Origin of the sequence: Paenibacillus solanacearum (assembly GCF_910593845.1) — a bacterium.
GTDB classification, from domain to species: domain Bacteria; phylum Bacillota; class Bacilli; order Paenibacillales; family NBRC-103111; genus Paenibacillus_G; species Paenibacillus_G solanacearum.
On the sequence record NZ_CAJVAS010000006.1, the window covers coordinates 155,735 to 179,800 of the forward strand.

Annotated in this window: 26 protein-coding genes; 23 read left to right on the forward strand and 3 right to left on the reverse strand. The window is 51.7% G+C overall.

Annotated elements, in window-relative coordinates:
- The 3 genes from sdhB to KXG62_RS09680 all read left to right on the forward strand — a co-directional run bounded on the left by sdhB (window position 1) and on the right by KXG62_RS09680 (window position 3,262).
- Complete coding sequence (gene sdhB / locus KXG62_RS09670) at window positions 1-768, forward strand: succinate dehydrogenase iron-sulfur subunit (RefSeq protein WP_218091740.1); 768 nt, start codon at window positions 1-3, stop codon at window positions 766-768.
- Between the two features lie 166 nt (window positions 769-934).
- Window positions 935-2,005, forward strand: a complete 1,071-nt coding sequence (locus KXG62_RS09675) for a LacI family DNA-binding transcriptional regulator (RefSeq protein WP_218091741.1) — start codon at window positions 935-937, stop codon at window positions 2,003-2,005.
- Between the two features lie 123 nt (window positions 2,006-2,128).
- The gene (locus KXG62_RS09680; protein ID WP_218091742.1) at window positions 2,129-3,262 is read left to right on the forward strand and encodes a glycoside hydrolase family 88 protein; all 1,134 of its coding nucleotides are present in this window, start codon (window positions 2,129-2,131) and stop codon (window positions 3,260-3,262) included.
- Window positions 3,263-3,351: 89 nt separating this feature from the next.
- Here KXG62_RS09680 and KXG62_RS09685 read toward each other — a convergent pair whose 3' ends face one another.
- Entirely contained in the window at window positions 3,352-4,284 is a 933-nt protein-coding gene (locus KXG62_RS09685) for a cation diffusion facilitator family transporter (RefSeq protein ID WP_218091832.1), read from the reverse strand.
- Window positions 4,285-5,235: 951 nt separating this feature from the next.
- Here KXG62_RS09685 and KXG62_RS09690 point away from each other — a divergent pair.
- Window positions 5,236-5,874, forward strand: a complete 639-nt coding sequence (locus KXG62_RS09690; RefSeq protein WP_218091743.1) for a hypothetical protein — start codon at window positions 5,236-5,238, stop codon at window positions 5,872-5,874.
- Between the two features lie 94 nt (window positions 5,875-5,968).
- Here KXG62_RS09690 and KXG62_RS09695 read toward each other — a convergent pair whose 3' ends face one another.
- Both KXG62_RS09695 and KXG62_RS09700 read right to left on the reverse strand, forming a co-directional pair.
- Window positions 5,969-6,451: an ImmA/IrrE family metallo-endopeptidase gene (locus KXG62_RS09695; RefSeq protein ID WP_218091744.1), complete on the reverse strand. Its 483-nt coding sequence runs from the start codon at window positions 6,449-6,451 to the stop codon at window positions 5,969-5,971.
- A 20-nt stretch (window positions 6,452-6,471) separates the two neighbouring features.
- Window positions 6,472-6,915 (reverse strand): helix-turn-helix domain-containing protein, encoded by a 444-nt coding sequence (locus tag KXG62_RS09700; RefSeq protein WP_218091745.1) that lies wholly within the window; start codon window positions 6,913-6,915, stop codon window positions 6,472-6,474.
- A 357-nt stretch (window positions 6,916-7,272) separates the two neighbouring features.
- On the opposite strand from KXG62_RS09700, the gene KXG62_RS09705 reads away from it, so the two are divergent.
- From KXG62_RS09705 to KXG62_RS09795, 19 genes are all read left to right on the forward strand, one after another.
- Window positions 7,273-7,881, forward strand: a complete 609-nt coding sequence (locus tag KXG62_RS09705; RefSeq protein WP_218091746.1) for an ECF-type sigma factor — start codon at window positions 7,273-7,275, stop codon at window positions 7,879-7,881.
- Window positions 7,882-8,454: 573 nt separating this feature from the next.
- On the forward strand, window positions 8,455-8,877 hold the full coding sequence (locus KXG62_RS09710; protein ID WP_218091747.1) for a phage tail terminator family protein: 423 nt from the start codon (window positions 8,455-8,457) through the stop codon (window positions 8,875-8,877).
- Window positions 8,874-9,071 carry a hypothetical protein gene (locus KXG62_RS09715; RefSeq protein ID WP_218091840.1) on the forward strand — a complete coding sequence of 66 codons (198 nt, stop codon included), beginning with the start codon at window positions 8,874-8,876 and terminating at the stop codon, window positions 9,069-9,071. Before KXG62_RS09710 ends, KXG62_RS09715 begins: the two co-directional genes overlap by 4 nt.
- 1 nt (window position 9,072) lies before the next feature.
- The gene (locus KXG62_RS09720; RefSeq protein ID WP_218091748.1) at window positions 9,073-10,389 is read left to right on the forward strand and encodes a phage tail sheath family protein; all 1,317 of its coding nucleotides are present in this window, start codon (window positions 9,073-9,075) and stop codon (window positions 10,387-10,389) included.
- A gap of 1 nt (window position 10,390) precedes the next feature.
- Complete coding sequence (locus KXG62_RS09725; protein ID WP_218091749.1) at window positions 10,391-10,855, forward strand: phage tail tube protein; 465 nt, start codon at window positions 10,391-10,393, stop codon at window positions 10,853-10,855.
- Between the two features lie 22 nt (window positions 10,856-10,877).
- Window positions 10,878-11,303, forward strand: coding sequence for a phage tail assembly chaperone (locus tag KXG62_RS09730; RefSeq protein ID WP_218091750.1), 426 nt, complete (start codon window positions 10,878-10,880; stop codon window positions 11,301-11,303).
- Window positions 11,304-11,542: 239 nt separating this feature from the next.
- Window positions 11,543-13,870 carry a phage tail protein gene (locus tag KXG62_RS09735; RefSeq protein WP_218091751.1) on the forward strand — a complete coding sequence of 776 codons (2,328 nt, stop codon included), beginning with the start codon at window positions 11,543-11,545 and terminating at the stop codon, window positions 13,868-13,870.
- The gene (locus tag KXG62_RS09740; RefSeq protein ID WP_218091752.1) at window positions 13,870-14,613 is read left to right on the forward strand and encodes a trp operon repressor; all 744 of its coding nucleotides are present in this window, start codon (window positions 13,870-13,872) and stop codon (window positions 14,611-14,613) included. The genes KXG62_RS09735 and KXG62_RS09740 overlap by 1 nt, the downstream gene beginning before the upstream one ends.
- Before the next feature lie 12 nt (window positions 14,614-14,625).
- Entirely contained in the window at window positions 14,626-15,618 is a 993-nt protein-coding gene (locus KXG62_RS09745) for an XkdQ/YqbQ family protein (RefSeq protein ID WP_218091753.1), read from the forward strand.
- The gene (locus tag KXG62_RS09750; RefSeq protein WP_218091754.1) at window positions 15,596-15,919 is read left to right on the forward strand and encodes a DUF2577 domain-containing protein; all 324 of its coding nucleotides are present in this window, start codon (window positions 15,596-15,598) and stop codon (window positions 15,917-15,919) included. The genes KXG62_RS09745 and KXG62_RS09750 overlap by 23 nt, the downstream gene beginning before the upstream one ends.
- A 4-nt stretch (window positions 15,920-15,923) precedes the next feature.
- A complete protein-coding gene (locus KXG62_RS09755; RefSeq protein ID WP_218091755.1) occupies window positions 15,924-16,328 on the forward strand; it encodes a DUF2634 domain-containing protein in 405 nt (134 codons plus the stop codon).
- A complete protein-coding gene (locus KXG62_RS09760; RefSeq protein WP_218091756.1) occupies window positions 16,321-17,358 on the forward strand; it encodes a baseplate J/gp47 family protein in 1,038 nt (345 codons plus the stop codon). The genes KXG62_RS09755 and KXG62_RS09760 overlap by 8 nt, the downstream gene beginning before the upstream one ends.
- Complete coding sequence (locus KXG62_RS09765) at window positions 17,355-17,888, forward strand: YmfQ family protein (RefSeq protein WP_246627371.1); 534 nt, start codon at window positions 17,355-17,357, stop codon at window positions 17,886-17,888. Before KXG62_RS09760 ends, KXG62_RS09765 begins: the two co-directional genes overlap by 4 nt.
- A 5-nt stretch (window positions 17,889-17,893) precedes the next feature.
- On the forward strand, window positions 17,894-18,463 hold the full coding sequence (locus tag KXG62_RS09770; protein ID WP_218091757.1) for a hypothetical protein: 570 nt from the start codon (window positions 17,894-17,896) through the stop codon (window positions 18,461-18,463).
- A gap of 11 nt (window positions 18,464-18,474) precedes the next feature.
- Window positions 18,475-21,240 (forward strand): GBS Bsp-like repeat-containing protein, encoded by a 2,766-nt coding sequence (locus KXG62_RS09775; RefSeq protein ID WP_218091758.1) that lies wholly within the window; start codon window positions 18,475-18,477, stop codon window positions 21,238-21,240.
- A gap of 741 nt (window positions 21,241-21,981) precedes the next feature.
- Window positions 21,982-22,218 carry a hemolysin XhlA family protein gene (locus KXG62_RS09780; RefSeq protein WP_218091759.1) on the forward strand — a complete coding sequence of 79 codons (237 nt, stop codon included), beginning with the start codon at window positions 21,982-21,984 and terminating at the stop codon, window positions 22,216-22,218.
- A gap of 4 nt (window positions 22,219-22,222) precedes the next feature.
- Window positions 22,223-22,534, forward strand: coding sequence for a hypothetical protein (locus KXG62_RS09785; protein WP_218091760.1), 312 nt, complete (start codon window positions 22,223-22,225; stop codon window positions 22,532-22,534).
- Window positions 22,531-23,199 (forward strand): glycoside hydrolase family 73 protein, encoded by a 669-nt coding sequence (locus KXG62_RS09790; protein WP_246627372.1) that lies wholly within the window; start codon window positions 22,531-22,533, stop codon window positions 23,197-23,199. The genes KXG62_RS09785 and KXG62_RS09790 overlap by 4 nt, the downstream gene beginning before the upstream one ends.
- Window positions 23,200-23,361: 162 nt before the next feature.
- Window positions 23,362-23,799, forward strand: coding sequence for an ATP-binding protein (locus tag KXG62_RS09795; protein WP_218091834.1), 438 nt, complete (start codon window positions 23,362-23,364; stop codon window positions 23,797-23,799).
- The last annotated feature ends 267 nt before the right edge of the window (window positions 23,800-24,066 follow it).

The following is a 24,066-nucleotide window of genomic DNA, read 5'->3' on the forward strand; positions in this document are numbered from 1 at the left end:
ATGGCCGAAGCAACCGCAACTGCAAGCAAAAAAGTGAAGTTTATCGTCACTCGTCAAGATTCGCCGGAAAGCAGTCCGTATACGGAGGAGTTTGAAGTTCCTTACCGTCCGAATATGAACGTGATCAGCGCGCTGATGGAGATTCAGCGTAACCCGACGAATGTGGCAGGGAAGAAAACGACACCGGTATGCTGGGAGTCGAACTGTCTGGAGGAAGTATGCGGCGCCTGCTCGATGGTGATCAACGGCAAGCCGCGCCAAGCTTGCTCCGCGCTTGTCGACAAGCTGGAGCAGCCGATCCGGATTGCCCCGATGGCCACCTTCCCGGTCGTGCGCGACTTGGTCATTAACCGGGAGCGGATGTTCTCCGCGCTGAAGAAAGTGAAAGCATGGATTCCGATCGACGGCACGTACGATTTGGGCCCGGGCCCGCGCCTCGCCGAATCGAAGCGCCAATGGGCGTACGAGCTGTCCAAATGCATGACATGCGGCGTATGTCTTGAATCCTGTCCGAACGTGAATGACAAAACCGACTTCATCGGTCCGGCCGCGATTTCGCAGGTGCGCTTGTTCAATACGCATCCGACGGGCGAGATGAACAAGGAAGAGCGTCTGGAAGCACTGATGTCCGAGGGCGGCATCGAAGGCTGCGGCAACTCGCAAAACTGCGTGCGCTCCTGCCCGAAAGGCATTCCGCTTACAACGTCCATCGCGGCGATGAACCTCGATACGACGAAGCATTTATTCAAGAAATGGCTCGGCATGTAATTGAAACTCAATGAACTGCAGCTCCCTTGTTCCGCCGAAAGGCGGGACAGGGGAGTTTTTATATTATGACGGTTTTATTTGGGTTGACTGGGGATTTATTTAGGTATAGAATGTATTTAAACGTTTAAATTATAGGTTTTAGTGCAAAGGGGGCTTGCTGTCTCGCATGAGCAGTAAAAGACAAGTGACGATCGTAGATATTGCGGAGGCGGCCGGCGTATCGATCGCGACGGTGTCCAACGTGCTGAACCGCCGCAACGTGCCGATGTCCGAAGACACGATCCGTAAGGTGGAAGAAGCGGCGGAGCGGCTCGGCTACCGGCGCAATGTGATGGCGGCCAATTTGAGCCGCCGCAAGACGTATGAGCTCGGGATGCTTGTGCCGGGCTTCGGAGGCTATTATGGCCGGTTCGCGGAAGAAATGCAGCGCAAAGCGCATTTGTACGGGTACCACTTGTCCGTGTTCTCCGCCGCCGGCTTCGATCCGGAGATCGAGCAGAGGCATCTCGAGGTGCTGCTTCAGCGCCGGGTGGACGGGCTGTTCTGTCACGGCCTGGCGATGTCGCATGAGACGACGCGCAAGATCGTCGGCGAAGGCACGCCGCTGGTGCTGTTCAACGGCTGGGGATGGCCGAGCGACATTGCGGCATGCGCCGTCAATCTCGATTTTGCCGGGGGCTGTATCGATGCGGTGCGCCATCTGTATGACCAGGGCAGCCGTAAGCTGTATTACTTCGGCAAAGCCGCAGCGCATGCGACGGACCGCCAGCGCCGCATCGGCTTCACCGAAGGGGTCCAGCGGCTGCCCGAAGCGGTGCCGGCCGCGATCGTCGAGTTTCGCGATGCGAAATCATTGGATCAGTTGATGGACGAAGTCATTACCGCTTCGTCCAGCGATGCTGCGGGTCCTGTCGGCATATTGGCCTTCGACGACGTTGACGCGCTTGCGGTGATGTCGGCCGTCTTCCACCGGGGGTACCGGGTACCGGAAGATTATCTCGTCGTCGGCATTAACAACGATCCGGTCTCGAAGCTGGCTTATCCGCCGCTGACCACGATCGATATACCGTACAAGGAGCAAGTGCGGCTGGCGATTCGGCTGATGCTGCTCGAGCTCGGCGAGACGGAGCGGCTGAAGCAAGTGGACGGCGAGCTTCCGCATGGCTGTTCGGCGAGTGAACAGGAAATACGCATCCCGCTGCAGCTTATTCCCCGCATGTCCACTCTTGGACGATAATGCGGCGCAGATAAACGGCAGCCTGCGATATAGAATCATTTTCCCATATGTTGCAGCGGAGAGCGGTTGGCGCGATGACGGCGATCTCCGTTGTCAACCTACCTTTAGAAGGAGTTGGTCCTCATGAGTTTATGGCAAAAGGCGATTGAAGACGCGGTACGGAAAACGAAAGCGAATATTGAGCGTTTCGGGGATCAGTTCCCGCATGTCAGCAGCAACGGGACCTATGCGCTGAATGACAACAACGAATGGACCGACGGCTTCTGGTCGGGTATGCTGTGGCTGTGCTACGAGTACACGCAGGATGATGCGTTCCGGAAGGCGGCTGTGGGTACGGTCGACAGCTTCCACCGCCGGCTGGACGAGCATCGGCAGCTGGATCACCACGACATCGGTTTTCTGTATTCGCTTTCATCGAAAGCGCAGTGGATTATCGAGAAGGACGAAGCGGCCAAGCAGTTGACGCTGCAAGCGGCTGACACGCTGATGAAACGCTGGAGACCGAAAGGCCGGTACATTCAGGCCTGGGGCAAAGAAGGGGACGAGCGCAACGGCGGCCGCATCATTATCGACTGCATGATGAATTTGCCGCTCCTGTACTGGGCATACGCGCATACGGGCGATGACAAGTATCTCAACGCGGCTGTCATCCATGCGGATCTGTCCCGCCGGTTCCTTGTGCGCGGCGATGACTCGTCCTATCATACGTTCTATTTCGAGCAAGAGACCGGGGAAGCGCTGCGGGGCGGTACGCACCAAGGCTACATGGACGGATCGACCTGGACGCGCGGCCAGGCGTGGGGCGTTTACGGCTTCGCGCTGTCGTACCGCTATACGGGCAATCCGCTTTACCTGGAGACTTCGCGGCGGATGGCGCGCTATTTCCTGGAGCGCCTGCCGGAAGACGACGTTGTGTATTGGGATTTCAACGCCCCGGTGAACGCCGAGACGAAGCGGGACAGTTCCGCCTCCGCGATTACGGCGGCCGGCGTTCTGGAGCTGTTATCGCATCTGGAACCTGACGATGCCGATCGGGCATTTCTGGAAGACGGCTTGCAGCGCACAATGACGTCGCTCGTCGAGAATTATTCTACGATCGGGCAGCCGGAAGCGGAAGGGCTGCTGGAGCACGGTTCCTACAGCGTCAGAGGGAACAATGCGCCGGATGATTATATGATCTGGGGCGACTATTATTATCTTGAAGCGCTGCTGCGGCTGGAGCGGGGCATCCCGGGCTACTGGTACGAGCGCAAGTAAAGCACAAAACCTCCTGATTCGGACGCTAGAGCGTCCCGAGACAGGAGGTTTGCTTATTGTGCGGGTCCATCGCCGGCAAGGAGGCTGGCTTAGTGCTCGGCTCTGCGCAAAAACTCTTTGCCGTATTCGCCGTGCGGGTGTATGCCTGCGTGCTCCATCTGGATCGTGGAGTGCTCGATGCCGTACTTCTCCTTGAGCGTTTCGTTAATCGCAAGTATAATGCAGAATGGCTGAATTTTATCGTCGATGAAGACATGCGCCGTCAAGGAATAATGATCGGTGGAGACGGCCCACAGATGCATTTCATGAACGTCCTCGACGCCTTCCACTTTGCCGATGTCGGCGCGGATTTCGTCGAGATTGAACTTCTGCGGAACGGATTCCATCAAGATCAAGTACGATTCTTTGATGATTTTGGAACCGCCGATAAAAATGATGCCGCCGATGACCATACTGATCAGCGGATCGACCCATTGGTAGGCGGTGAAGTAAATAATGATCGCCGAAACGATGACGCCGGCCGAGCTGAGCAAATCGCCGATAAAATGCCACAGGGCGCTCTGAACATTCAAGTTCTCCTCTTCCTTGATGCTGCGGCTGAGCACCAGCGTGAGTACCAGATTCACAATGAAGCCGATGGAAGCGATAACGAGCATCAGCTTGAAGTTGATCGGTTCCGGATGAATAAAGCGGCGGATGCCTTCGATGAAGATACCGACCGCAATAATGGCGAGAGCGAGCCCGTTCAGGAACGATGCGATGATTTCGAACCGGAGGTACCCGAATGTAAATCTGGCGTTCGGCGGGCGCGTCGCCAAGTAGATGGCGATCATGCTCAATCCGAGCGCGATGACGTCGGATATCATATGTGCCGAATCGGACAGCAGCGCGAGCGAGTTGGACATAATGCCGCCGATAATTTCAACAATCGTAAAAAAAGCAGTCAATATGAGCGTAACCCACAGTGCCTTCTTCGACTGGCTCTGCTCTTTGACGTGATGTAAGTGGTGGTAATCGTACATGGATTTCACCTAACCTTCTTGTTCTGTTTCTCTCATGTAGGGATTATACGTCAAGGTCGGAATTTTGGCAAATACTTTAATTGAGAGCGATTTTCAGGCATTTGAGAGGTATTATCACTGGTTTGAGAAGCTTTATCAATGAATTAATCTGGATTTCTCGTAAGATGGGAATGCAGGATAAAACTTCCCTGATAGCGCCTTCACATTTGTTACACAAATGAAATATTTCTGTTATCGTTCTATCATATTCAAGGTATACAATAATACCCAAGACCCCCTTTTTAATATATACACCTTTAAGGCTCGCCCCGTTGGCGAGTCTCTTTTTTTGTCTTGGTGGATTAGAAGCTTTATAAAAGGATTTAAGGAGAGGTTGCCTGCTGGAAAGTTAGGCTTGGGGGATGGTTTGGAGACGAGAGGGCTAATCGGTAAATTGATGGGCTGCTGTCGCATGGCCAAAGCGAAAGGTGATTCAACCACACAAAGGAAAAGAATGGGTCGCTAATGCAGGGAGCTTGTCGGAAAAGCTGCGGCATTTAATGAGGAGTATAGTTAATGCCATTTAGGTGTCGTTTTGGGTTTAGATTTAAGTAATTTTAAAAATATAGGGCGTTTATTCCTTTTAACGAGTAGCTTTTTTGATGTTTCGAGAACCTGTTCCAACCGTTTTTCTGTTCCATGAGAAATTTGGTTATAGAGTTTGTTTTGCACAAGTATCACTCCAATGAAAGAAGTAGTCCTAAAGGACCGCATATAGTTATATTGCACTATGATTTTATCATAAAACGGCAATAAATGTCGATTAATGGCATTTATTTTTTTGGTATGGATGAAAAAGAAATGAAAAGGAGCTTAGCGCGGGAAGTTTGAGACGCAGCTGACAAGACGCCGAGGAATAGTAACATCCACCAAGAGGCATAATAGGAAAAAGTTGCTGTCTTGGAGGTTTGTATGAACAAGCAGGATTATTGGAACGAGATTTACGCAAGAAGAGAAGAAGTCAGCTCGCTGCTGAGCGCATATTGGCATCGTTACTCCCATGTGGGAACGTGGCAGTTTTGGGTTGCTGTAGCGATGCTCACGATTCCGCTGATCGTGCTCTATTTTGCGCTCGACCGCAAAAAAATATGGGAGGTATTGTTTTTCGGATATACCATCCATATGCTCTGGAACTATGCGGACACGATCCTGGAGTTGGATAATTATTTTGTGCATACCTACATGTTGGCTCCGTTCCTGCCGTTCGGCATCAGCTCGACCGCTTCGTTTCTGCCGGTAGCCTTTCTGTTGGTGTACCAGTATTGCATAAACCATAACAAAAACTTTTACCTGTATGCGCTGCTCATGAGTTGTTTGTTTGCATTCGGGTTTGCCGTTATATCGAAAATGATTGGGATTTTGCACGTACGCAAAGGAATGAATCAATTCCATTTGCTGCTGATCGATGTGGCCGTCGCCTATTGCTCGTATTGGCTGACCAAGCTGGTCATGGTGATGAAAAACGGCAAGGGAAGTCCCGGCAGCCGCTTCATTATCGTGAAAAAGCTGGATTTCAACAAATATCGGATCTATAGTAAAGCGAAATCCTGAATGCTTCAGGTTAGCAAATGAAAAAAAAGGAGCCGGCGGCTCCTTTTTATGTTATCAAGCTCATTTTTATAAACCGTACCCCTGCCATGCGGACTCAGAGCGTAAAATACGAGTCTTCCTTCGTCCAAAACTTCCGGACGGATGCTTTCATCCCGTCGGGCTTGCTCTTCAAATGAGCGACTTCCTCCGGAACGCCGCAAGCCGCCGCTGCATCGTATATCGAGACGCCTTCCAGCAGGAGCTTGTCCGAGATCAGCAGCTCGACCGCGAACTCATTGGCCTCCCGCTCAATCCGGTCGACGGATAACAGCGTATTTTTACGCAGAAATGGCGTATTGAGGTTCGGATGCATCATGACATGGCCGAGCTCGTGAGCGATGACGAACCGCTGCACGGATTCGCCGTTGTCGCGGTTCAAATGAATGAATTTCATCCGTTTGTATGTGCTGTAGTAGCCCAAAATATCGCCAAGCTGCTCGTACAAGACCGTGATGCCTTTTCTGGATGCGATTGTAAAAGGGTTGTTGGTCTTATATATTTTGAGTAATTGCAAGACAGATTGCTTCGGTAACCGCATCCGTCAGCCCCCTAATGATATTATTCTCTACGGTATTTCTTCGGGGTGAATTTCTGTTTGGCCATCTGCTTGGCCAGACGCATCGAATTTTCGAGAGATATTCTCAGGAGCTCCTTGCTCTCTTCATCGATCGGTTCGCCGTGGAACGCGAGCGCTTCGCCGCTCTCCAGATCGGACATAATGCGCTCGAGGTCTTTGGCGATATCTCGCTCCTCCTTGGAGGTAAAGGCGGGTTTCGGCCCTGGCTGCCCTGCCGGATCGTCATTCCACTGCTCGTCCAGCAGCTGGTGGGCTTCAATGTGAAGCGCTTTGGCTATCGATTTCAGCGTATCGACGCTGGGGTTATAGCGATTGCCTTCCACATCGGCCAAATAAGATCTGGAAAGGCCCGCCCGCTCGGCGAGCTGGACCTGCGTCATTGTTTGCTGCTTGCGAAAAAATTTGATTCGTTCACCAATCGACATTTTAACGCCAACCCTTCGAATGTCGGTATATCCGACGGTTGGTTTTATTATACACAGGTGATGTCGAACGCACAAGTATTCGGACTGCCGGAAATACAAGTAAAAATGGGCATTTATAAGTAATTATTAGGAAATTATGTGTTTTATTATGAATTTGGCCGTTAATAGTCTGATACACTGCTTTACGAATTGTCGTGAATACTGTACATTTTGGCTACAAGGGACAAGCGGCCCGGTGATAAATTGTAGTTTGTGGATGGCTGCAGGTTCATATGAAGGTGGAAGCAAAACTTTGCAGCTTAAATGTCGGAAATACAAGATGAAATGAAGAAAATGAAAAGGAAGGGTGCGACGCATATGCCGGATAATCAAGCGATCCAACAATTGAAAAGTTACAAACAAATTACTCTTCGAATGAAGGTATTGGAAAAGTATCCGATCGGCAACGGCATGTATTTAAGCCAATTTCAAGAGGACGATAATTTGCAGACGCTTCATCGGCAGCTGAAGCATCTTCCGTCTTATATGTATTTATCCAAGCACGAGCAGAAGCTGGAAACGGTCGCTCACACGTATTTGACACACTACCCGACCGGAACGAAAGCACAGCTGAATGCCATTCCTACTGTGGGCCACGACGCGGAGGATGAGAAGCTGCTGCGGGAGCTGCGCAGTAAAATCCAGAAGGTGATCGAGGCGCGGGCCGGCCGCTTGAACGATTTTGACGCCATGATCGAGCGAGTCAGCGAGCTGCAGGAATTAGAGCAGCAGAAGCAATACATCGAGCATACGCTGGAGGTGCTGGCGGAGTACAAGCCGCAATACGCGCAGCTGCTGAAGCTGCAGTTCATTGAGGGGAAATCGATCGACGAGGTCGCGGACGCGCTGAATATCGTCCGAAGGACGTATGACCGCTGGAAGCCGAAAGCGTTCGAGGAGTACGGTAAAATCTTCAGCGCATCGTAAGCCGTGAGACCCGTCGCAAACCTGTCGCAGCATTGTCGTCAAAGGTGTCGTATACGGACGAAAAAATCCGTGCTAATATGCTAGTATGGAAAACAATTCGATACCGCAGCAGCCGGACAAGTCGCTCGTATAGCAGAGCGGCTTTTTGTTTTGTATCGGCAGACTGATGCAGCAATGTGCGCGGTTTTGGAACGCAGAACCGAGCGGTAACGATGTCGCAAGGCTGTCGTAACATTGTCGTCAAAGGTGTCGTATACGGACGATTTTATCCGTGCTACTATGCTAACATGGCAAACCATTCAATATCGCAGCAGCCGAACAAGTCGCTTGAACCATAAACGGCTTTTTTGTTTTACCAAAATCCGCTTGAGAGGAGGTGAACCCCATGAATAACGGCAATCCGGTATCTGTTGTCGCGGCAGCAAGCCTGTCGCTCGAACGATTCATCCGTTGGCGGCTGCTCGGCGGGAACTTTTTGTAGCCTGCGCTGATCGTGGTGCAGCGGTTGGAGGGATGAACAGGCCGGTCATGCATTGCAGGAGATAAAAGCAGTACGCAATCGGGGTGGTGAAGGTGGAATCATTACAACAGAGCGTCGTGCAGCGGCTTCGGGCGACATTTCCGGAACTGCCGGTTTATGTCGAGCAGCCGGGACAGGGAGTCCAGGGTCCTGCCTTTTATGTAAGTCTGCTCGAAGGCTCGCAGGTGAAGCTGCTGGGAAGACGTTACAAACTAACGGATCGCTTCGATATTCGATACGATCCTGATCCGAACAGCATGGAGAAAAACAAGGAATGCGTGCAAATCGCCGAACAACTGCTGGAGCAGTTGGCGTACATCGAATGGGGCGGACGGCTCTACCGCGGGCAAAGCATGCGGCATGAGATCAAGGAGGGCGAGCTTCATTTTTACGTTGCCTTTGACGTGTATCTCATCCTGACCCGGGAACCGGAGCCAACCATGAAAAAAATAGAACAGAGGTGGCATCTCCAGTGAGTACGAAAAAGGAATCCGCAGCAGCCGCAGGCAAATCGGCGGCAGCTTATGCGAAAGAGCAGTTCATGCAGTCGAAGCAGTTTAGCGCTCCGCAAAAAGATGTACTGGACGCGCTTTTAATAGAAGATCAAACGTATACCTTGGAGCAGGTCAAAAAAATGCTCCAGGACATTTCGAAGAGGACGGTGAGCTAATATGGCAGGCGGACAATGGACAACACAAAACAAAACGCGCCCGGGCGTCTATATTAACTTTACAGGTGAAGGCGGTACGGCCGGCACGGCTAGCGGGCGCGGGACCATGGCGCTTGCGCTCTCTCTGCCTTGGGGACCTTCGAAGCAACTGCTTGCGATTCAAGCCGGCGACGATATCTCCGCATTGCTTGGCTACGATTTGGCGGCGCCGCAATTGCTGCTGGCGAAAGAGGCGCTCAAGCGGTCGAACACCTTGCTCCTCTACCGGTTGAATGCAGGTGTCAAGGCATCCGTTACATCCGGCGGCTTGACGGCAACAGCCAAGCACGGCGGCTCGCGGGGCAATGATTTGACGATCGTCATTCAGGAGAATATTGACGATGAGAATGTGTTTGACGTTAAGACGCTGCTGTCGGGAAATGAAGTCGACCGTCAGACGGTTGCTTCCATTACCGAGCTTGCTGCGAACGATTGGATCGTGTTCAGCGGTACCGGGGCCTTGACGGCGACGGCTGGCGCGCCGCTTACAGGCGGTGCGGACGGCACGGTCACGAATCAGGACCATTCCGATTTTCTTGCGGCGGCGGAGCTGTTCGAGTTCCAGACGATCGCGCTGCCTTCGACGGATGCAACGCTGAAGTCGATCTATACGGCCTATATTCGCCGTTTGCGCGAAGAAGAGGGCAAGAAGGTGCAGGCGGTGCTGGAAAATTATTCGGCCGCCGATTCCGAAGGCGTCATCAGCGTGAAGAACGGCGTCGTTCTTGCCGACGGCACGACGTTGACAGCGGCTCAAGCTACGGCATGGGTAGCCGCAGCGACGGCAAGCGCGCAAATGAACGAATCGTTGACGTACAAAGCATACGACGATGCGATTGACGCAACGCCGCGCTATACGAATTCGCAGATCGAAGCTGCCATTGTAAGCGGCGAGCTCGTCTTCGTCCCGAATAACGGCAGGGCCATCGTGGAGCAGGACATCAACACGTTCCGCAGCTTTTCCCCGAACAAGGACATGAAGTTTTCCAAAAATCGCGTCATCCGGGTACTGGATGGCATCGGCAACGATGTGAAACGAATCTTCGAATCGTTCTATGTGGGGAAAGTGGACAACAATCCCGACGGCCGCGGCTTGCTGCGAAGCGAAATCGTGTCTTACCTGAACACGCTGCAGCAGATCGGTGCGATTCAAAATTTCAATTCGCAAACGGACATTGCGGTGCTGGAAGGTCAAGATGCGGATAGCGTGTATGTGGAAGTTCACGCACAGCCGGTAGATTCGATTGAAAAAATTTATATGAAAGTGAAGGTGAAGTAACATGGCATTTTTAAGAGCAGGCGATACGATTTCGGGGCAAGAGGGGCGTGCCTACGCCATTGTGAATCAGCTATCGGAGGAAATGTTCTACATCAAGTCGCTGGAGGCGACCGTCGAAAAGCAAAAGGCGGAGATCAAGACGATCGGCCGGCGCGGGGTGCAGCATAAGGCGACAGGCTGGACGGGCAAAGGTACGATGACGATCTACTACGTCACCTCCAAATTCCGCCAAATGATGTTCGATTACATCAAGAACGGCAAAGATACGTATTTCAGCATCAAGGTGATCAACGAGGACCCGGTATCGACGGTAGGCATGCAAGAAGTTATTTTGCGCGGCGTCAACCTGGACAGCGTCATTATGGCTTCCCTTAATTCCGAGAGCGAGGTGCTCGAAGAGGAAGTGTCGTTCACATTCGAAGACATCGATCTGGAAAAAACATTCAACGCGCCGATTTTAGGCTAATTTACTTGGGAGGAATGGAGATATGAGTGATTTAAGCGTATTTTTTGCGCAAAATGCTTCGATTGAGGTGACGGAGGAAGTGGTCGTTTCGGAGCGCTTCAAGGCGAAAGACAGCACCCAGCCGGTACCTTGGAAGCTTCGCAGTATGACGGAAGAAGAGGATGAATATATCCGCAAAGCGGTAACGAAGCGGGTGAAAGGGAAGAATGGCGTCTATACAACCGAGACGGATCATAACGAATATCTCGCCAAGCTGGCGGTGACCAGCGTCGTCTTCCCGAATTTGAAAGACGTCGATCTGCAAAAATCGTACGGCGTACTCGGCGCCGAATCACTGCTGCGCAAAATGCTGCTGCCGGGCGAGTACACGACGCTGCTGCAAAAAGTGCAAGAAATTAACGGCTTCGACAAAGACATGAACGAGCTGGTGGACGAAGTAAAAAACTGATCAAAGAGGGCGATGCAGGGGCGAACTATGCTTACTACGCCCTCTTTGAGCTTCACATTATGCCGCATGATCTGGAACGGCTCGGACGCCGGGAAAAGGCAGCGATCTATGCGATGATCGATGTCCGGGTGGAGAAGGAGAAGCAGGAACGTATGCGAAAGTCCAGAAAGTAAGCAGTGCCAAAGCGTCTCTCCGCGAGACGCTTTTTTTTCATAGTTTCAGAAAGGAGGAAGATCCTTATGGCAACCGTATCCGCCAGTCTGGATTTGTTTTCTCAGTTTTCGAGAACGATGGAGCGTTCGCAAAACAACATGCAGTCGACCGTCAGAGTGGCCGAAAGGCTGCAAAGGACGCTGCAGGCCCGGTTTCAGTTTAATATCGATACAAGTGCGACTGTGAACCACTTGGAACGAATACTGCTGTTAGTCCGCAGCATTCGCAGCGTATCCATGATTCGGATTGGATTCGCGATCAATAAAAGCGATATTATACGGCAATTAGCTCGAATCCAAATCGTGGTGCCTGTCAGAGTTGTCTTTGCAGCAGCGGCGATCCTGGTTCAAGCGCAGCAAATCCGGCAAAACATTTTGCAAGTACTTGGAAATGGCATACTGCAGTTTTTTCTCAAGCTCCCCTCGACGCTTATGAGCGCATTTAAAGGAGTTAAAACGCAAGCTCGTCGTCTGTTCGACTCGGTCAAACGTATTTGGGCTCCAAAGAATGCCATCGCCGATAAACCTCAAGACGCCGGGGAAAAGGCAGCATCAGATAATCCGAAAAAGGGTAAAGGCTTTAATCTGCTGGGCAGTGTCAAAGGGCTCGCAGGTAAAGCGTTTGACAAGTTGGCTATGCCTTCAATGAAAGCAGCCATGGAAGAGGAGTCCTTGCGAGATTTGCTTATTGCGCGGACAGGCGATGAACAGCTTGGCTCCGCTATGTTCGATAAGTTTAAAAAGGACGGTCTTAAATCCGGGGTTAGCGTGGCAGATAATATTAAAGGAGTTCTCTCCTTCATGCCCGTCGCAGAGGACACCAAACAATTATCCGATATGACGCATATGGCCCAGCGGCTTGCTGCGCTTGATCCCGAAGGAAAAGGGATGGGCGGTGCGGTTTCTTCCGTCAAAGATATGATGAAGGGCGATTTTAAATCCCTCAAGGAAAAGTTTAATGTTAGCGAAACGTCAATCCAATCCGCTGGTTTGGAGAGCTTGGCAAAGAAAGGCGATAATAAAGGACTGATTGAATCAATCGGTAAGCTGCTGGAGCAAAATAACTTGGGCGAGCAGGCCTTCGACAGAGTTCTGAATTCGCCGTTAAAGCAAGTGGAAAAACTGAAAAACAATTTGACCGGCTCGCTGGCGGAAGCCGGACGAGGAGCAATCGCGGCGATCCTCCCTCTATTCCAGAAGCTGAACCAGGCGTTTGACGAAGGCAAGTTTAAACCTTTCTTTGATGCGCTGCAAACGGGATTGCGAGCTGCGGCAGTTCTTATCGTCCCGCTAGCTGAAGGAGCATTATGGTTTGTAGGCATGATTCAAAATAACTGGCCCTTAATTAGTCAAATTTTCGCAGGAATAGCGTCGATGATCGGGGTAATGTTGATCCCTCAATTGTGGGCGATGATTCCTCCTTTACTAGCGATGATTCCGCCGATTTTGACTCAAGCAGGCCTATGGCTTACTGCGACCTGGCCGATCTTGCTTGTTGCTGCGTTAATAGGCTTTTTAGTTTATGTGCTGTTGCAATGCGGCGTCACCTTTGCTGAAATCATTGGATTTATTACAGGCTCGTTTATGACGCTGGTAGGTATTGTATGGAATACGCTGGCACTTATTGTGAATTATTTTCTCAGTTTGGTTGAATTTATAGCAAATATGTTTTTCGATCCGGTGTATGCAATCAATAAATTGTTTTACGATCTAGTCGTCACTTTCGGTGGTTATATGTACTCTATGCTTCGAAGTGCAGAGGATTTTGCGGGCGGATTTATGACAAGCATATTAGATGGAATAAACGAAGCACTTAAAGGGTTTAACTGGTTAAGTGACGCCATAAAAAAAATGACGGGTGTAGATTTGGGGCAAGCCGGCTTGTTCAATTCTTCCAATATACATGCATTAAGTGACGAGCTTAAGAACACAATGGACTTGTTGCAAAAACCGACCACCAATAAGTTCGTTGTGTCCATCCCCCGCATGGGCTATAAAGACTTGAAAAACGAGTTTGACTATGGCTACAAAATTGGGCACGAATTCACGAACAGCCTATCCATTAAGTCGCCGTCAGACGAAGAACCGGAATATTCCAACAAGCTGTCGAACATTAATCGCGTCAATGAAATCGGGTCCATTAAAGATACGGTAGACGTGTCCAGCGAAGATCTGAAAGTGATGCGCGATCTTGCGGAGATGGAGAACATACAGAACTTCGTTACGCTTACTCCGACGGTTCAAGTGACGACGGGGGATATTCGCCATGAAATGGATGTCAACGATATGATTTTCCGCATTGAGCAGGTGATGCAGCAAGAGATCTCCAATTCGGCGCAGGGGGTGTACACGTAGTGGAGACCGGCGGATACGGCATTTTTTTAAGCTGGAACAATCAGGAGGAAGGCTTCCGCATACCGGTCAATCCGGAATCGCTGGAAGTGAAGGAGTCCGGGCAGGGCAAGACGTATAACATTGTCGGTCCGGGCGGCAGCACAGACGAAACGAGGGCCGGAGAGATCAACGTCATTCTAAGTCCGAAGCTCAAAGAAATTCAATTCAGCAGCATTTTTCCGGCGGTGGAATATCCGTTTGTTCATGATAAGGCGACATTGTTTCCGCCAATGAAGTACGTCAACGACATCCGACGATGGATGGAGACGAAGCATCCGATCCGGTTCATTTTTGTCAAGCAATATGCGACGTTGAAAAAGGTAATGGACAACGATATCAAAAAAGATATTGTCATCCCGGCCTCGATCGAAAGCTTCGAATGGAAAGAAGTTGCCGGTTCGCCCGGGGACATCGAGTACAGCTTGTCCTTAAAAGAGTATGTATTTTACTCGGCGCGCAAAGCGGTGGTGCGAAGGAACGAGTTCGGGGAGGAAACGGTCGTGCAGCTTCCGCCGGATCGGCCCGACGAGCGGGTTAGGCCGGAAATGTATGCCCTTCGTCCGGGGGAAGGCTTGTGGCATGTCGCCCGTCTCTTATTGAATGATGAGAGCCGATACCGGGAAATTCAGGAGCTGAACGGAATTTCGGATGTGCAGCTGCGACGACTCCCTGTCGGTATGGTGCTCAGGATTCCTCAAAATTAGGAGTGAGGCGGCATGTTAACGATCATCATCGATAATAAAGACGGCATGATGTGGGATATTTCCGGAATCGTTCCGGAGGCGTCGTACAAAACAAGCCGGATCGGCAAAGCGTCCACGTTTGAATTCAAGCTCGTTCACGGCGGTTTGTATCAATCGGCCGATTTTAAAATCAATGTAGGCGATATCGTTCGAGTGCGGCATAACGAGACGAATTTATTTTACGGGTTCATTTTTACGATCGAGGAGGGCCGTGGTGAGGAAGTGAGCGTTTCGGCATACGATCAGCTGCGCTACTTGCAGGCCAATGAGTCCTATCAGTTTTTCGATATGACCGCGACCGATATGATCAGGCTTATCGCTAAAGATTTTGAGCTGAATGTCGGAACACTGGATGATACGGGGTATAAAATTCCCGCCATGATTGAAGACAATAAGAAGCTGTTCGATATCATCTGCAAAGCGCTGACGTTCACTCTACAATCCACAGGACGCAACTATGTGTTGTTTGACAATTTCGGAGAGCTCACGCTGCGCAATATCGAAGAGTTGACATTGGATTGCTCCCTTGGAGATATGAGCTTGCTGTACGATTACAAGCATAAACGTTCGATCGAGGATGCGTACAATGTCGTAAAGCTGGTTCAAGAAAACAAGGAAAAGCAGTTGCATCGTGAATACGTTCTAATGAACAGCAACAATATCAGGAAATGGGGGAAGCTGCAGTATTTCCAAATCATTGACGAGAAGCTGAATACGGCCCAAGTCAATGAAAAGCTGGAGACGACCATGCGTTTGAGAAATCGTGAGAAACGCAGCTTCCATATGGATGCTCTAGGCGATTCCCGCGTTCGCGCGGGATTTTACGTTTCGGTCAATATTTCGGAGCTTGGGCTGGATCAATTTTTCCTCGTGAATGAGTGCAAGCATAAATTCGACGGCATGGACCATACGATGTCGTTGGAGCTGATAGGGGTGTTTCAAGGTGGGTTTACTGGAGATTATTAAGCAAGCAGGTGCCGGAGCGGTGGAAGCGGGGTATCCGGTATCGATCTTATTCGGCGTCGTATTGAACGATGCACCGCTGGAGATTCACGTCGATCAACGCTTTACGTTAACGGAGCCTTTTTTGATCGTGCCGGAACGGCTTACGCCATATGAAGCAGATCTTAAACATGCGCATGGTGAAAATACGGCGGAAGCACTGGCCGAGCCTCTTGTGATTCGACGCGGGCTGGAAATAGACGACAAGGTGCTGCTGCTGCGCATACAGGGCGGCCAGCAGTTCATTGTTTTGGACAGGTGGTGATGTCATGATCCCGCGCAGCAGCATCGATCAATTTAACGTTAAGCTGACGCAGCAGCCATCACTGACGTACCGGCTGGACCCGGAAACCCAGCGTATCGCAGGCAAAATTGACCGTGTCGACGCCGTCAAGCAAGCTGCGTTCAAAATTTTGCAAACGGCGCGTTTTGAGCATGCTATCTACGGCAGCAATTACGGCAGCGAGCTGCAGAGTATGCCTGGGAGCAGCTCTTCGTACATCCATTCCGACTTGGCCAGGCGCGTCAGGGAGGCGCTGATGCAGGACGATCGCATCAAGGATATACGAGATATGGAGATTGTGGTCAATGGCAGCGAGGCTTTCGTTACATTCACGGTTTTGTCGCAATACGGTAATTTCCAACTGACCAAGGAGGTGGGACAAGATGTTTGAGAACCAAAGCTACGAAGCCGTCTTGCAGCGAATGCTGGGCCGTGTTCCTGACAGTATCGATAAACGGGAAGGAAGCATCATCTACGATGCGCTGGCCCCGGCGGCGGCGGAACTGGCCCAAGCGTATATTGAGCTTGATCGCGTATTGCGTCTCGGATATGTCAGCACGTCGGAAGGGGAGTATCTGGAAAGAAGGGCCGAGGAGCAAAATATCGTGAAACGGCAGGCGACCAAAGCGATCCGGGAAGGCACGTTCAATATTGCCGTGAAAGCAGGAGAGCGCTTCTATATCGACGGTCTGCACTACAAGGTAATTGAAGCGGGCATAAAGGCGAAGCTGGAATGCGAAACGGCGGGAGCGATCGGCAATGGGCCGCTTGGCGCTTTACTGCCTGTGCAAAATATCCCCGGCCTTACTACAGCGGTCATCGGTACGATTCTGGTTCCGGGCACAGACACGGAAACGAATGCCTCGCTGAAGGAACGATACAAGCAAAAAATAACCCGTCCCGCAACAAGCGGCAATAAAGGCCACTATTTGCAATGGGCCGGCGACGTGCCGGGTGTCGGGGGAGCGAAGGTATTCCCGCTCTGGGACGGACCGAAGACGGTAAAAGTGGTCATCGTCGATGCGACCTATGCACCTGCTTCGCAGGAGCTTGTCGACAAAGTGCAGCAATATATCGACCCCTTGCCGGAGCAGGGCAAAGGAGCGGGGATGGCACCGATTGGCGCACATGTGACGGTAGAGAGCGCGACGGAGAAAACGATTGACCTGTCTGCTGCGCTGACGCTCGCTCCCGGGAGGACGCTGGCCGAGGCGCAGCAGGAAGCGGAGCAAAGCCTTGACGATTATTTGAAAACGATCGCATTCAAGGATACCGTCGTCCGCTATGCGCAAATCGGGGCGTTGCTGCTCAATTTGCCCAGCGTCATTGACCACTCGAATCTTACGGTTAACGGCGGAACCGGCAACGTTGCCCTGCTTGAAACCGAAATACCGAAACGCGGGACGGTGAGCTTGAATTGACCGGACATTTGATCAGCTACTTGCCGAAGTACTATGCGGAAGTTCGCGAAATGAACGAAATTATGGACACCGAGGGGCAGGAGTTCGGCGATCTGGAGGCGGCGCTCGAAGGGACGCTAAACCAATTTTTCGTTGATACGGCTACTTGGGGGTTGGTCCAGTGGGAGAGGGAATTCGATATCCCGCAGGATAACAGCAAGCCTGTCAACGAGCGCCGATCTGTCATTAAGTCGAAGCTGCGCGGTACAGGAACCGTGACCGTCGAACTGATTCAAAGCGTCGCGCAATCGTATGATCGCGGCATGGTGGAAGTTGTGGATACGGCGGGGCAGTATGCCATAGAGATCAATTTCGTGGATACGGTGGGACTTCCGCCGAATTTGGACGATCTGAAGGCGGCGATCGAAGAAATCAAGCCTGCGCACTTGGCGATGAGTTTTCATTTCCGCTACTTGATGGTTGCGGAAGTCGATGCTTTCACGATTGACCAGATTGACAATGTAACGCTTGATAAATTTGCATGGGGGTGATCCTGATGGCCAATCCGAAAACACCGAACCTGGGATTAAATAAAATCGACCGAACGTCGCCGTCGACGACGACATTCAACACGAAGACGTATCTTGACGACAATGCGGATGTCATCGATGAGAAATTCGACGTGACCGCAGGGCATAAGCATGACGGGACGGCAGGGAACGGGCCGAAGCTTACGGCAAGCGCGCTGGCAAACGGTGCCGCAACCGATGCCGTCATCGGCAACCGGACCGTCGATCAGGCGATTGCGGCAGCGCTTGCCGATACGGGCAGCGTTACGCAGCTGCTGTCTTTCATGGCCAAAACGCTGAAGTCCGTGAAAGGAACGGAAAACTGGAAAGACGAAGCGGCGACCACGCTGGCTGCTGCGTACGCTCATGCCACAAACACCTCGAATCCGCATAACGTAACTGCGGCCCAGATCGGCGCGGAAACGCCGGCAGGCGCACAGGCCAAGGCCGATAACGCCCGGAAGGACAGTGCCAAGGAATTCGTGCTGGAAGTGCGGACGAGCGATCCGGCAAGCCCGGTCGTGGGGCGGATCTGGTATCGCAGTGATTTGGAATAGGGGGTGAGCCAATGGCAACTGTTAATATTCCAGCTGATAGAGAGATAACATCTACTGGAACTTGGGATAATAATAGTAATAACCTATATGGCGGCGGGACTGATTTTAATTACAATAGAATAGCAAACTATATCCCAGCAGGGTCAACAATAAACTCCGCAACAGCCTACTTGAACGCCATTTATTGGCCTTGGGGACTTCCGGGATTTACTCACAGATTTGAGGCTGGTTCAGCTTGGACAGACTTCGACTTTGGTTACAGTGGTTCACAAATTACACTAGATGTGACAAGCGCAGTACAACAAGCACTCAATGCAGGAACTGGGGTGGGTGGTTCCGTATCGCTTGCCACTTATTGGTATGAATATGCATACGGCGAGAACGCCACATACGACTCGTACATTGCTGTAACTTATACGCCGCCTAACGTCAAACCGAATCCTCCGTCAGTGTCATATAGTGTATCAAGCCCGACGAACGCTGGGACCTTCAACGTCAACTGGGGCTTTAGCGATCCTGACGGGGGCGACTACCAGACTGCATACCAAATCGTAGGATCTAATAATAGCTGGGCCAGCTGGGGGTACGACTCCGGGAAGGTGGCCGATGGTAATGCACGGTCTAGAGCAGTATCCGTTGGCGAAGGTAACTGGCAGTTTGCCGTTAGTGTCTGGGACTCCAGAGACGTGTGGTCTGACTGGGGGGGGTTCGGCAACATCCAGATAGACAGGACGCCACCGACCGTCTCAGGAGGGACTGCTTCACCGCGGTACATCAATGTCCAGCCTAACAATACCTTCCAAGTCGAGGTTACAGTCACCGATAATCTGTCCGGAGTCTCTATCGTCCGATTTCCGACGGCGGGTCCGGGCTATGACTTCCAATGGCGAGACGGCGTGAATCGGGGTGGTGGGAGATGGACCTGTGACATTCCGATCAGTGCGTATAACAACAATGAGGGACAGTACGAAACTCATGTCTATGCCTACGATAATGCAGGGAATGTTCAGATGGTTCGACAGGTTATTACTATCGTTGACCGCACACCGCCAACAATCAACTCCGTCTCTCCGCGGCAGAATATAGCCGAAAACGACGCAACCGTAACAGTAAACCTTACTGAGGCTGGGTCGGGAATGCGGGTCGTCTATGTTGACATCTTCAAACCAGACGGGGCGGCAAGGGCCACGGGTTTACAGGCGACCAATGTCGGCGGAGGGAACTGGAGTTCTACCTACAACAATTTCGACATCGATGGCAACTGGTCAATCTGGATATATCCAAGGGACAATGCGGATAACGGTGGCAGTGTCCTGACTACTGTATTTCGCGATACCGTCAAAGCGGCCGATCCAAACCCGACAGTCAGCAACATCAAGACCACCTCATGCACACTTTCTTGGAATGCCTTCAATGATCCAGCCCCCAGCTCCGGAAGGAAGACCACTGACGTTTATTTCGGGGAGGGGAATACTGCTGGGTTTACTGGGGAAATGAAGCACAGCGGTGGCGATGTCGGGAATATTACGAGCCTGAATATCACCGGACTCAAGCCGGGAACACAGTACCGCTATACCGTCACCTATCACGATAATGCCAATCTCGAATCGAACTATGTATACAAGACGTTTAGGACCAACGTCCTGCCGTCCGTCACCATTACGAGCCCGACAGAGGGGCAATCGCTCAACACAAGGACCCCGACCGTCCAGTGGTCATTTAACGATCCCGAGGACGCGCAAACCGCCTTCCTTATCGAGCTAGTTGACGGAGCCTATAGCACGGTTCTCTGGAGCTCTGGGTGGATATCCGGTAGCCAAAAAAGTTACACCTTGCCAGCGGGCGTAATAACGGCTGATAGTGGCTACTTCCTTCGCATGTTGGTTCGCGACCAAGCCGGCGAACAGAGTGGGCCCATAGAGTCAACGAATCGATACTTCATATCGGACACGACGCCACCGATCATCACCAGCCCTCAGGGTTATAGTTATACGAACCAAACCACGGGAAATAGGCGAGTGTGGATATATGGCGTGCTTGACACATCGTCAGGAATCAGCATGGTCTACTTTACCGCATATAACGCCCAAGGGGCGGTCGTGGGCTATGGAAACGCAGGTCAGTCGGGGTCTGACTGGTATGCTGATGTCCCGCTATCGAACATTCAGGGGGAATGGTATGCGGAATTTCAGGCGCAAGACAGATCAGGCAACACTTCTCCTGTGGTGGCGGTTCGCTTCTTTGTGGACTCCGTGCGTGCCAACGATCCGAACCCCTCAGCTGTATGGGGGCAGACGAATGCAACTATTTTATGGGGCGGCATCTCCGATCCGCCTCCTTCATCGGGGTATATGGATACTAAGCTATGGTTAGGTGAATGGGACGGATCGAACTGGGTCGGGGCTATGCTTTATAACGGAAATGTAGTCGCAACGGATTCAAGCGTAACAACCCAGTATGTTTCCGGACTAACCCCGGGTAAACGTTACAGGTACACGGTCGCACATTACGATAAAGCGGACAATCAGAGCGCATATACATGGCGCGAATTTGTTACTAAGAAGAAGATAGGCGAAATGCGCATGCTGCTCGCCGGTGATGCAGTACTCGCAATACCGATATATGATCCTAATTCGGGTGTTCTGGGGAATAAACAGGTTCGAATCACGACAACGAATGGCTCTGTAGGCTGTTTTGAGATTATACCGACTAACGATCAAAACGCGTCACCGATCCGAGTAATAACCGCCGGAGGAATCAAGTCAATATCAAAGTAAACGAAGGAGATCCTGAAAAGGGTCTCCCTTTGAATTTATACAAAAGGAGCGACAATAACCAATGTCATTTTATCCAGATAACATTTTAGTGACTGGGGTAGAACTTACACGAACAAGGATTCACTGGACAGGGGAAGCGGTGGCCGCAAACATTCTCGTAGTGGGCAGCTGCCGAAACTAGGGACCGAACAGCGTGAACTATCCGTCCGGTTATCATGTAGTCGTGAGCGTCGGATCGGGTTCAGCAACACGAATGATGAAATCGACATCATTGCACCTAGAGAATTGATTTTCTTTCTTGACGATGCCGAGGCCAAAGTCCTACGGCTATATGAACGGGGCGAGCATGGCAGCACCCATGTCACCGGTGCTGCAGCATGCATTAAACAGAATGGGAGCACATCCACGGCCAGAAGATCACGGAACCAGAACTTTTCGCCAAACAATACGACAAAACGAAATATTCGTATTCATCAGGATCGGATTCGAATTTCTCAATCAGGTTCAGCCAGAAATCAGGCATCAAATCGCGTCTCTGTGTTCATGATGCTAAGTCCATGGACGCTTCCCGGTCCGTCATCTCTTCCGGAGTGGGCAGCGCAGACTCGGCCTTCGTAAGGCATATGTCAGATTCTTGAATTATCGCAAAATGGGCATAGGCAATGTAATATTTCGATACTTGTCCCCGACCGAATCGGGGTTATTTTTATTGTCCGTTGATGGGCAGGAAGGCGGCGGGATATGTCAGAAAACAGTGAAACACAACAGGAGATTTTACAGCGGCTGACTCGGGTTGAAACGAAGCTGGATATGATGGTGAGCGCGAAAGATATTGCGAGCGAGGCGCAGCAGATGGGAAAGTCTGCGCACAAGCGGCTGGACAGTCTGGAGGACCATCAGAAATGGCTGTGGCGGACGGTGGCCAGCGCGCTGATTGTCGGTTTAATCAATTTGCTGTTCAAGCTGAAAGGGATGTGATCGAATGAGGGACGGTCAGTTTTTCACATGGGAGGCGCTTTCGGCTATGGGAGGGGCGTCGCTGCTCACTTTTTTCATTGTGCAGTATACGAAGGTGTTGATCGACCGCTATGTCAAGCTGCCGACGGACCTGCTCGCGCTGATGGTCGCTTATCTGGTGCTGCTGCTGGCGCAGCTGGCGCTTGACGCAGATGCGCTGGATTGGCGCGTGTACGTGCTGACCTTTGCCAATGCATTTCTGGTCGCTGCCGCCTCCGCCCAAATTCAGAACAAGACATTGAATCCTCCGGGACAAAGAAACGGGGGACAATCATGAACCGGGCCGATTTCATCGCAGCGGTGGCCCCTGTAGCGGTCAAGCTGAGGCGGGAAGGATCGGCTTTGTTCCCCTCGGTCCGCATTGCCCAGACGATGCTCGAGACGGGATGCGTCCTTCATCCTTGGAACAATCTCGTCGGATTGAAGGTCGGCACAGGCCAGCCGAACGGCTTCTGGAAAGGCGTTTCCGTCAGCACGCAAACATGGGAAGTATACGGCGGGGAGCGGGTGGACGGCGTGCAGGCGAATTGGCGCGCATACGATACGATCGAAGATTGCTTTCGCGATCAGGACCTGCTCTTCGGGAACAGCCGCTATGCGCGGGTACTTGCCGCGACGGCGTCGACCGAGCAGGCCGCTATGCTATATGCTTGCGGGTACGCGACAGACCCGTTGTATGCGTCGAAACTGTGCAGTCTCATGGCTAGTTACAGTCTGGAACAATATGACGAGACAGGGGAGGAGGACGAGGGGATGGCGATGAAATTCGAGCATGACTGGCAATGGAAAATGCTGGGCGACGCGCTGGACGGGCTGTATCGCAATGGCTTGATCGCGGACTATACGTGGGCGGAGAAGGCGTATAACCGGGAGCTGACGGGCACGGAGCTGGCCTGGCTGACTGCGATCGTCTTGTCGCGCAAACAAGGGGTTGACGTATAGGGAAGCGTAGCCTTACGAGCGAGGATTGCCAGCCATCGGCGGTTGACGACAGGTGCACAAGCATCGATGGCGGCAGCCGGCGGCGTATTCGCAAACCGGATCGTAACGGCGTATAATGGGAGAGCGGAAGCTGATTACAGAAATCCGATAAGGATGAAAATGATGGAATGCATTCTTTTTGTCGGCATTCAAGCCTCGGGCAAGTCGACGTTTTACAAAGAAACGTTTTTTCATACGCATGTTCGAATCAATTTGGACATGCTGCGGACAAGACATAGGGAGCACCTATTCCTCATGGCTTCCTTAGAGGCGAAACAGCCTTTTGTCATCGATAACACGAATCCGACCACCGAGGAACGACGACCGTATATTGAGCTTGCTAAGCGGCATCGATTCCGCGTGACCGGATATTTCTTTGAACCGGATTACGAAGAGTCGGTGATCCGGAACGATCGGCGCACCGGGAAAAGCAAGGTGCCGACCATCGGGATCCGGAGCGCGCTCAACAAGCTTCAGCCGCCTGAATGGAGCGAAGGATTTGACGCTTTATATCGCGTTCGGGCGGCTGAAGGGCAGTTCCGCGTGGAACCGATGCGTTAGCGGCACGAGGCTGACAGTCCGTTCATCCGGCCGTTCAGGCGTCTGGACTGCGTATTTCCCCATAACTGTGCGGCAGTGTAAGTCTGAAAAGACGAGACGTCCCGCGCGCTGTACCGTTAGCTCCCGATATAATGAATGCGCCTTCAAGCGAGAGGGTACAGAATGTCTCCCTCGATCACACGCATCCCCTTTGCACCGTAAGGTATCCCGATTCAAATCCGTAGTTCATCCGATAAAATTCCCTCGATCTGCCAATGCTTCAGCATC